The following is a 7,436-nucleotide window of genomic DNA, read 5'->3' as shown; positions in this document are numbered from 1 at the left end:
CCCCCGCCCACCCCCCCGTCCTCCGGCGCAGCCCCGTACACCCCCGCCGCCGACACGCGCGGCGCACGATCCACGCCCTACCCCGCGCCCGGGTCCCGGGCCGCCGACACCGCGAGCACCGCCAACGCGGAGCGGTTGCGTCGCCGTTTCGAGGAACAGGCGGACGCCGCACGGCGTCGCCGCGAAGCCGACCGCACAAACAGTGGTGAGCGGTGAAGGCCTGGAAGAAGCTCGGATGTCTCGGTGTGGTGCTGCTGTCGGCTGCCGTGGGTTGCACGGCCACGGTGTTCATGTCGGTGGCGGCGAGCCAGTCGAGCGGGGGGCCGGTCACCGCGGCGGTGAGCGCGGCCGAGGCCGGGATCCCGGAACGGATGCTGACCGCCTACCTCACCGGCGCGGCTGGGGTCACCGCGCATGTGCCGGGGTGCAAGGGGATGCGGTGGCAGGTCCTGGCGGGGATCGCCCGCATCGAGTCCGATCACGCTTCCGGTCACGCGGTCGGCGCGAGCGGGGACATCACCCCGCCCATCATCGGCCCCCGCCTGGACGGATCCGGAGCCGGCGGGAACACCACCGCCATCACCGACACCGACGGCGGGCTGTGGGACGGCGACGACCAGTACGAACGGGCGGTCGGGCCCTTCCAGTTCCTGCCCGAAACCTTCCGCTCGTACGGGAAGGACGGCAACGGCGACAAGGTGGTCAACCCGCACAACGCCGACGACGCCGCCCTGTCCGCCGGCATCTACCTGTGCGGCAAAGGCCGCGATCTCACCGACCGGGAGCAGCTTCGGGCGGCGATCCACACCTACAACCTGTCGTGGGCGTACGTCGACGACGTCATGAGTGGCATCGACCGCTACGACTCCCTGGGCAAGGTCCCGACCCTGCCCTCGGGGAACGTCGGCGCCGTCATCCAAGCCGCCCTGGCCCAACAGGGACAGCCCTATTCCTGGGGCGGGGGCGGCCCCAGCGGGGCGACGACGGGGATCTGCTGCTCGCCGGGCGGGCAGGACGGACGCACCGTGACCGGCTTCGACTGCTCCGGGCTCACCCAGTACGCGTTCGCGAAAGCCGGCATCAACCTCCCCCGCACCGCCGCCGCCCAAGCCGGCGTAGGCCGGCGGATCCCCGCGTCAGCCGGGATCACCTCCCTGCGACCGGGCGACCTCATCTTCTACGGCTACAGCCCCACAGCCGACTCCCTCATCCATCACGTGGGCATCTACCTCGGAGACGGAAAGATGATCAACGCGCCCCGGCCCGGGAAACCCGTCCGCATCGACCCCGTGACCGCCATGCCCGACTACGCGGGCGGCACGAGGCTGCTGTGAACACCTCCCGTTGGACCGGCGGACGGCTTCTGGCTGCCGCCGCCATCCTCACCACCGCCGGAACCCTCCTCCTCCACCTCGGGCTGCGGACGCCCACAGCCGACCGCTCTGCCAGGTCCCCCGGGCCCCGGATCGTGGCGGCCGCAGACTCCCCCGCGCCGCCGGCTTCGCCGCCCGAAGGCCGCGACGCGGGGGCGGGCTCGTCGCCCACCGGGCACGGCGCCCCGGGGCCGCCGGCAGCCGACGCCGCTTCGGCGCCGTCGGAGCCGGCCCGACCGGAACAGTCCGGCGCAGCGTCGGCGCCGGGGGAGCTCCCGCCGCCCGACTCGGGACCGGCCGCGGATCCGATCATCCAGCAGGCCCTTGACCGGGCCGGCGCCCCGGACCTGCCGGCCCGCGACGAACAGCGGTTGCTCACCCTGGGGCGTGCGGCATGGCTCGGGGAGACCGCCGGATACGCACGGGTCCGGATCCAGGCCGCCACCGCCCGCCGTGACACCACCCCGCCCCTGCGGGCGTCCACCGGAACGCCCCAGACCCACCCGCAGGTCGCGGCGACTCCACCGGTGCGGGCGGTGGTGCGGCTGGTGTGGGCCGGAGCCGACCCGGCGGGAACCTTCCTCGACGGACGCACCGCGACCGTCCTCTACACCCAGAACGGAGCAGGAGCATGGGACCGCATCTGATGGCAGCCGGCGTGCTCACGATGGGCGCAGCGTTGTTCAACGCCCTGGCGGCGTTCGCGGACTGGACGTTGGCGAACGCGTGGTGGCTCGCGTTGACCGCGGCCGTCGTGTGGCTGGGGTGGGAGGCAGTGCAACGGCGTTTGGCCACGGAGGCGCTCTCGCGGCGGACGTACTTCGAGGTGACGCCCGCACCGCACTTCGACCCGAGCCCGGAACAGATCTGGCGCCAGGGCATGCAACTCGCGCGCGCCGCCGGCTCCGGACCGTGGTGGACACCCCGTCGGGCCCGGACGCTGCGCCTGCGGTTGCGCGCCGACGGCGTGCGGCCCTTGACCTACCGCATCGAGGCCCCGGCGAGCGCGCACGCCCTGCTGACGCAGACACCGTACGGTGAGCGGGTCCGCGTGAGGCCGTGCGCGCCGGTCGCGGACAAGCGCCGCAACCATGTGGTGCGGGCGGTGCTGACCTTGCATGGGGAGCCCGGATCCCGCCTGCGCGAGGTCCCGTTGGATCCCGACCCGCTGCAACCGCTCCTCGACGCCGTCGCCGGTCTGAACGCCGATCTCGGGGACATGGCCGAGGTGTGCGTGGATCTCTCCCCCGCCCCTCGCTGGCACCTGGCCGCACGCCGCGTACAGACCATGCGGCGCGCCCGTGAGAAGGCGCGGCGGGATGCGAGGCGGGACGCGAGGTGGGTCACCCAGAACACCGGCGGTGACAGTGTTCCCGTCGCCCTGGGCAAGCTCCTGGACCCGGCCGAGTGGAGGGGCACCCCCCGAGGACAGATGGTGATCTCACCCCAGCCCCGACGCCTCGACCGCGACGAAGTATTGGGCAAACTCGCTCACAGCCCCGGTCTGGTGCGGGTGCAGATCATGGTGCGCTGTGCCTCGGACAAGGACAAGCGCGCGGAGCAGCGCATGGCGCGGATCAGCGCGGCCATGGACGTCTACGCGGGTGCCTCGCGTCTGTCCTCGATCGGTTGGTCGCTCGGGCCGGTTCGGGTGGGCCCGGATCGGTGGCCGTGGCGGGACCGTTTCGACCCGCGGGGGTCCACCGCGCTGATGCGGCCGGCGCGGGGGGGGTGGGCCCACATCGAGGAGTTGGCCGGCTTCCTGAAACCGACCACCGCGGCGGCACGGGTGGCGTTGATGGAAGGCGACATCCCGACCTACGAGATCGGCAAGGACTTGATCCCGCAGGGCTGGTATCGCGGGCCCGACGGGCGGGAACGTCTCCTGGCCACACATGAGGACGACACCCTGTTCGAGGTCCAGTCGGGCAAGGCCGGTTGGGGCAAGACGATGCGCGCGCAGGTCCAGGCCGTCGCGAGCGCCCACAACGGGCGCGGTCTCGCGTTCGTGGACCCGCACGGCGACTCCTTCGGCGACGTCGCCCGCTATCTCGCGCACGACGCGGTCGTGGACCGCGTCGCGCTCTTCGATCTGACGGTGCGCGAGCCGGGCGACATGCTCGGCTGCTGGAACCTGATCGACATGAGCAGCCGGCAGCCCGCCCACGAGGTCAGCGCCGCGGTGGTCGAGGCGTTCGCGAGCGCCCTGGGCTGGGGGGACGTGAGCGCGCCGCGCGCACTCACCCTTCTCACCAAGGCCGTGGAGGCGCTGGTGTCGGTCAATGTCGCCGCCGTCGCGGCCGACGCCGAGACCCGGCAGGCCACCATCTTCCAGATCCGGACCCTGCTCACCGATCCCACGTTTCGTCATCTCGTGCTCGCCGCCCTGGAACCGGAAGCCCAACGATGGTGGACTGCCACGTTCCCCGACATCCCGAAGGACGGTCTGTCGGTCGTCCTGAACCCGCTGGAACGTTTGGGGTCCTCCCCCGTTGTCCGGGCGTTCCTGGGGTGCCCGGTCAGCGGCTACGACATGCGCCACGCCATGGATCAAAGCCGGGTGTTGTGGATCTGCCCGCCCGGGACCGGGCCCACCGACCGGCTGTTGGTGTCGCTGATCGTCCACGACTTCCTCCGCGCCGGCCTGTCCCGGCGCGACCTTCCCGAAAAGCGGCGCCGCTCCTTCCGCTTCTACCTCGACGAGCTGATCTCACTGGACCAGGGCTCTTCCAGTGTCCTGGCGGAGATCACCGAACAGCTCCGAAAGTTCGGGTGCCGGCTGCACGGAATGACGCAGCTCCTGCACCGTCTCAGCCCCACCACCCGCTCCGCCCTGATGCAGAACGCGTCTTGTCTCTCCACGACGGCCGGCTCGATCGACGCCATCGCGCAGATCACCGACCAGTGGCCCGGCACCATCACCCCCCGCGACGTCGCAGGCCTCGACCGGTGGTGGCACTACGCCTCGTTCACCGTCGACGGCAAGCGAATCGGGCCCCTGCTCATCCGCGGACCCGAACTCGCCGAGGTGTTCGGGGAGCTCGCCCGCCCCAAGGACGTCGGCACGCTCACCCGAGCCGCCCACAAGAACGCAGGCGCCCGCCCCCTGTCCGAACGCACCTCCCTCGCGCTCGCCCAAGAGCAGCGAGTCCGCACATTCCTCACCAGGCGCGCCGCCGCCACACCCACCACCACCGATGACGACGGCAAGGAAGACCCGTACGCATGACCACCGACGCCATGACCCAGCCGTCCACCGCGGACTCCCACGCCCACCGGGCCCTCGCCCTGATCGCCCAGCACCGGCTGTTGACCACCACCCAGATCCACCAGATGCTCACCCCCAACACGCCACCCCGAAAGATCCACAAGGAACTCGCGCCGCTGCGCGAGGAAGGGCTGATCTCGCACACCGTGCTCGGCGGCAGCCACCGCCTCCAAGCACACTTCCTCACCCCCGCCGGCGCGCAGGCGGTTCAGGACTGGCCGGAGCTCCGAGGCCGCTCAGCGACCGTCATCCAAAGCCCCGCCGCCGCCCGCCTGCGCGCCGCGCACACCCTCACCGGTGTCCGCGCCCACCTGGCGTTCCTGGCGGACGCCCGCGTGCGGGGAGACGAGTACGAGCCGCTGGACTGGGTTCCCGAGGTCACCCACCGCCTCCCCGACACCGGAGGCGAGGACCGGCTGATCGCCGACGCCGTCCTGCACTACACCGTCACCCAGCCGCGCCGCCGCCAATACCGGGCGTTCGTGGAGATCGACCGGGCCACCATGAGCAGTGAGCGCCTGGCCCGCAAGCTCATCTCATACGCCCGCTTCCACGACTACACCCCCCAGCCGGCCCGACGCGGCACCGTCGCCGACCAGGGCGCGGCGATGCTCGCCTGGCAGCGCTTCTATCCCCGATTCCCCCGGGTGTTGTTCGTCCTCACCGGCGCGCCCCGGCCGACGCTGACCAACCGGATCACCGACCTGCGGCACATGGCCACCGACCACGACCTCGTCACCCGGTTCGGCGCGTCCGTCCCGCTCGGAGCGACCATCCTCGAAGACCTCGAAGCCGAAGGCCCGCACGCCAAGATCTGGACACCCCTCACCGGAGACCGCGAACCCCGCGGCTGGACAGAGCTGTGACGCCACCCCAAGAGCGGTGCCTGAACACCGCTCTCGGGAGACCGGCCAGCAGGTGGAATTCATGAAGAGGCTATCCAGGGCGCTGTGCGTGGACGCGGCGCACGTGCTTGACCGTCACCGCCGCCGGGATTCCGGCCAGGAGGAGGGACAGTCCCACCGGGAGCACCCCCGCCCACACTGTCGGTGAGATGTACGCGGTGCCGGAGGTACCGTCCACCAGCCAAGCACGGACCGGTTGTGCATCGATGTCGCCCTCGACGGGGACGTCGAACGACGAGCCGCCGTCGTCGGGGGTGAAAGCGCCCGAGCAGGACGTCGACGTTCCCGCATTGGCCACGGTGTTGTCGTACGTCCGGCAGCCGGCTTCGGTCACGGTCCCGGGCTTACCCCACAGCGCCGCCCGCACCTCTGCGGTGAAGTTCGTCAGCACGACGTAGGCAAGAACCAGTCCGATCAGACAGGCCAGCGCCAGCCACGGCGCGGGTCCGACCTGCTCCGGTTGCCCGTCCAGAACGTCCCCACCCTCGCTCATCCCCACCTCGGATCGCCGACGGACTTCCATGGTGACCGATCCGAAGCACCCTCGGAAGCCCTGCACGGCGTGCCGGTGGGCTCGCGCGAGCGGTTCAGGTCAGTGTGGAAACCACGGCCAGGGCGTCGCCGGAGGCGATCTGGTCCCCGATCGAGCCCAGGTCCCCCGTCGCCGCGGTGAAGTGGTAGATCTGTCCGGCCTCCCGAGCAGCCTCGCGCCAGGCCTCGGTGGTGGGCAGGGTCCCGTCGTACCAGAGGGCCCCGTCGGGCTGGCGTACCAACAAGTGATCGTCCAGCAACCGGGCTTCCCAGCCGGGGCACGGAGCGGCCCATCCGGCGTAGTTGGAGGTTTCCACCCAGCCGAGTGCGCGAGCGCGGGTGAGAACGGCGTCGCCGTCCTTCATGGCACCACTGTCATCAAGAAGCGCGATCGTCAGTTGGTGCGTGTAGATGATGCCCGCGGTACGGGGGCCGGCCAGCCAGGCGTGAGCCCGGACATCCAATACCGGCAATCCGTCCTCGACCCGGCCAACGTACTCGATCACTGCCCCCGCCCCTCTCGTTCGACATCGCGCACAGCCTGGCAGATCCAGCGATGCACCGGCCTATCTTTCGGCCATGAGCGGCTGTGACCCTGCCCGAGCGGGTGGGCCGGTGCCGCCGGGCGCCGGCGAGGGGTGCGCGCTCCCGAACGCGGCTACCGGCCGAGTACCGGCCGCGTCTGTCAGGCGGCGAAGGCGAGGTAGGTGGCGAGGGTGAGGCCGGAGAAGGTGATGAGTTGGCGGGGTTTGAGGCAGGTGAATGCCGCGTGCATGGCGATGCCGGCCGCGATGGCGTACGGCATCGTCTGAGGGATGAGGAGTGCGGGCGGCAAGGCGAGTTCCGCTGTGATGGCGGTGGCCGCGACCGCGCGCCACAGTCGCACGTCCCCCTCGGTGAGGTTGCCCGCGTGCCGGCGGACGAGGCCGGGGACGGCGTGCTGGCCCGGGTGGGGAAGCCGGTCGCGGATCTGGCTGTAGGTGTGGATCCACTGCGCGAGGTAGAGGCCGCTGCGGAATTGGGTGCTGCGGAGCTTTTGCCAGGCGCTGTTCGCGTAGATGTCGGTGGTGATCAGTACGAGCAGGCACTGTGCCCAGGTGTTGGCGGTGCTGGGGGTGTGCTCGATGGTCAGGCCGTGGCCGAGGTTGCCCGCCGCCAGGAGAGCGGCGCCGGTCAGCAGGGTGTAGCGCACCGCGTTGGGGCTTTTGAGGTAGAGCAGTTCCATGGCGGCGCCGGCCAGGACCAGCGGCAGGGAGATGCGGGGCAGGAGTCCTGCGGCCAGGGCGGGGGCGGCGATGGGGGGCATGATCAGTGCGGGTCGGTAGACGCGGGCGAGGGGGCGGGCCCGTGCGGGGCCGA

At 71.4% G+C, this 7,436-nt stretch carries 8 protein-coding genes; 5 read left to right on the top strand and 3 right to left on the bottom strand.

What is annotated here, in order from left to right; genetic code table 11:
- The 5 genes from ADK55_RS39615 to ADK55_RS07725 form a co-directional block, all read left to right on the top strand.
- Positions 1 to 216, top strand: a 216-nt coding sequence (locus tag ADK55_RS39615; RefSeq protein ID WP_234349943.1) for a hypothetical protein, incomplete at its 5' end; no start/stop codon positions are given.
- Complete coding sequence (locus ADK55_RS07740; protein WP_234349942.1) at positions 213 to 1,334, top strand: NlpC/P60 family protein; 1,122 nt, start codon at positions 213 to 215, stop codon at positions 1,332 to 1,334. The genes ADK55_RS39615 and ADK55_RS07740, both read left to right, overlap by 4 nt.
- A complete protein-coding gene (locus ADK55_RS07735) occupies positions 1,331 to 2,020 on the top strand; it encodes a hypothetical protein (RefSeq protein ID WP_053676728.1) in 690 nt (229 codons plus the stop codon). Before ADK55_RS07740 ends, ADK55_RS07735 begins: the two co-directional genes overlap by 4 nt.
- Positions 2,005 to 4,602 carry a hypothetical protein gene (locus tag ADK55_RS07730; protein ID WP_063839472.1) on the top strand — a complete coding sequence of 866 codons (2,598 nt, stop codon included), beginning with the start codon at positions 2,005 to 2,007 and terminating at the stop codon, positions 4,600 to 4,602. Before ADK55_RS07735 ends, ADK55_RS07730 begins: the two co-directional genes overlap by 16 nt.
- Positions 4,599 to 5,507 carry a replication-relaxation family protein gene (locus ADK55_RS07725; protein ID WP_063839471.1) on the top strand — a complete coding sequence of 303 codons (909 nt, stop codon included), beginning with the start codon at positions 4,599 to 4,601 and terminating at the stop codon, positions 5,505 to 5,507. Before ADK55_RS07730 ends, ADK55_RS07725 begins: the two co-directional genes overlap by 4 nt.
- A gap of 70 nt (positions 5,508 to 5,577) precedes the next feature.
- Here the strand turns inward: ADK55_RS07725 and ADK55_RS07720 are convergent, their stop codons facing one another.
- From ADK55_RS07720 to ADK55_RS07710, 3 genes are all read right to left on the bottom strand, one after another.
- Positions 5,578 to 6,039 (bottom strand): hypothetical protein, encoded by a 462-nt coding sequence (locus ADK55_RS07720; protein ID WP_053676727.1) that lies wholly within the window; start codon positions 6,037 to 6,039, stop codon positions 5,578 to 5,580.
- A gap of 94 nt (positions 6,040 to 6,133) precedes the next feature.
- On the bottom strand, positions 6,134 to 6,583 hold the full coding sequence (locus ADK55_RS07715) for a hypothetical protein (RefSeq protein ID WP_053676726.1): 450 nt from the start codon (positions 6,581 to 6,583) through the stop codon (positions 6,134 to 6,136).
- Between the two features lie 179 nt (positions 6,584 to 6,762).
- The coding region (locus ADK55_RS07710) for a hypothetical protein (RefSeq protein WP_053676725.1) at positions 6,763 to 7,436 on the bottom strand (674 nt) is incomplete at its 5' end.

Source organism: Streptomyces sp. WM4235 (assembly GCF_001279725.1).
Taxonomy (GTDB): Bacteria; Actinomycetota; Actinomycetes; order Streptomycetales; family Streptomycetaceae; genus Streptomyces.
Note: the sequence above shows the minus strand (reverse complement) of the source record. Positions and strands in the feature narration are given on the sequence as shown.

Excerpts from the sequence above, each read along its gene's own strand:
- ADK55_RS07730 (WP_063839472.1), top strand. The coding sequence starts at position 2,005 with ATGGGACCGCATCTGATGGCAGCCGGCGTGCTCACGATGGGCGCAGCG.
- ADK55_RS07725 (WP_063839471.1), top strand. The coding sequence starts at position 4,599 with ATGACCACCGACGCCATGACCCAGCCGTCCACCGCGGACTCCCACGCC.
- ADK55_RS07720 (WP_053676727.1), bottom strand. The coding sequence starts at position 6,039 with ATGAGCGAGGGTGGGGACGTTCTGGACGGGCAACCGGAGCAGGTCGGA.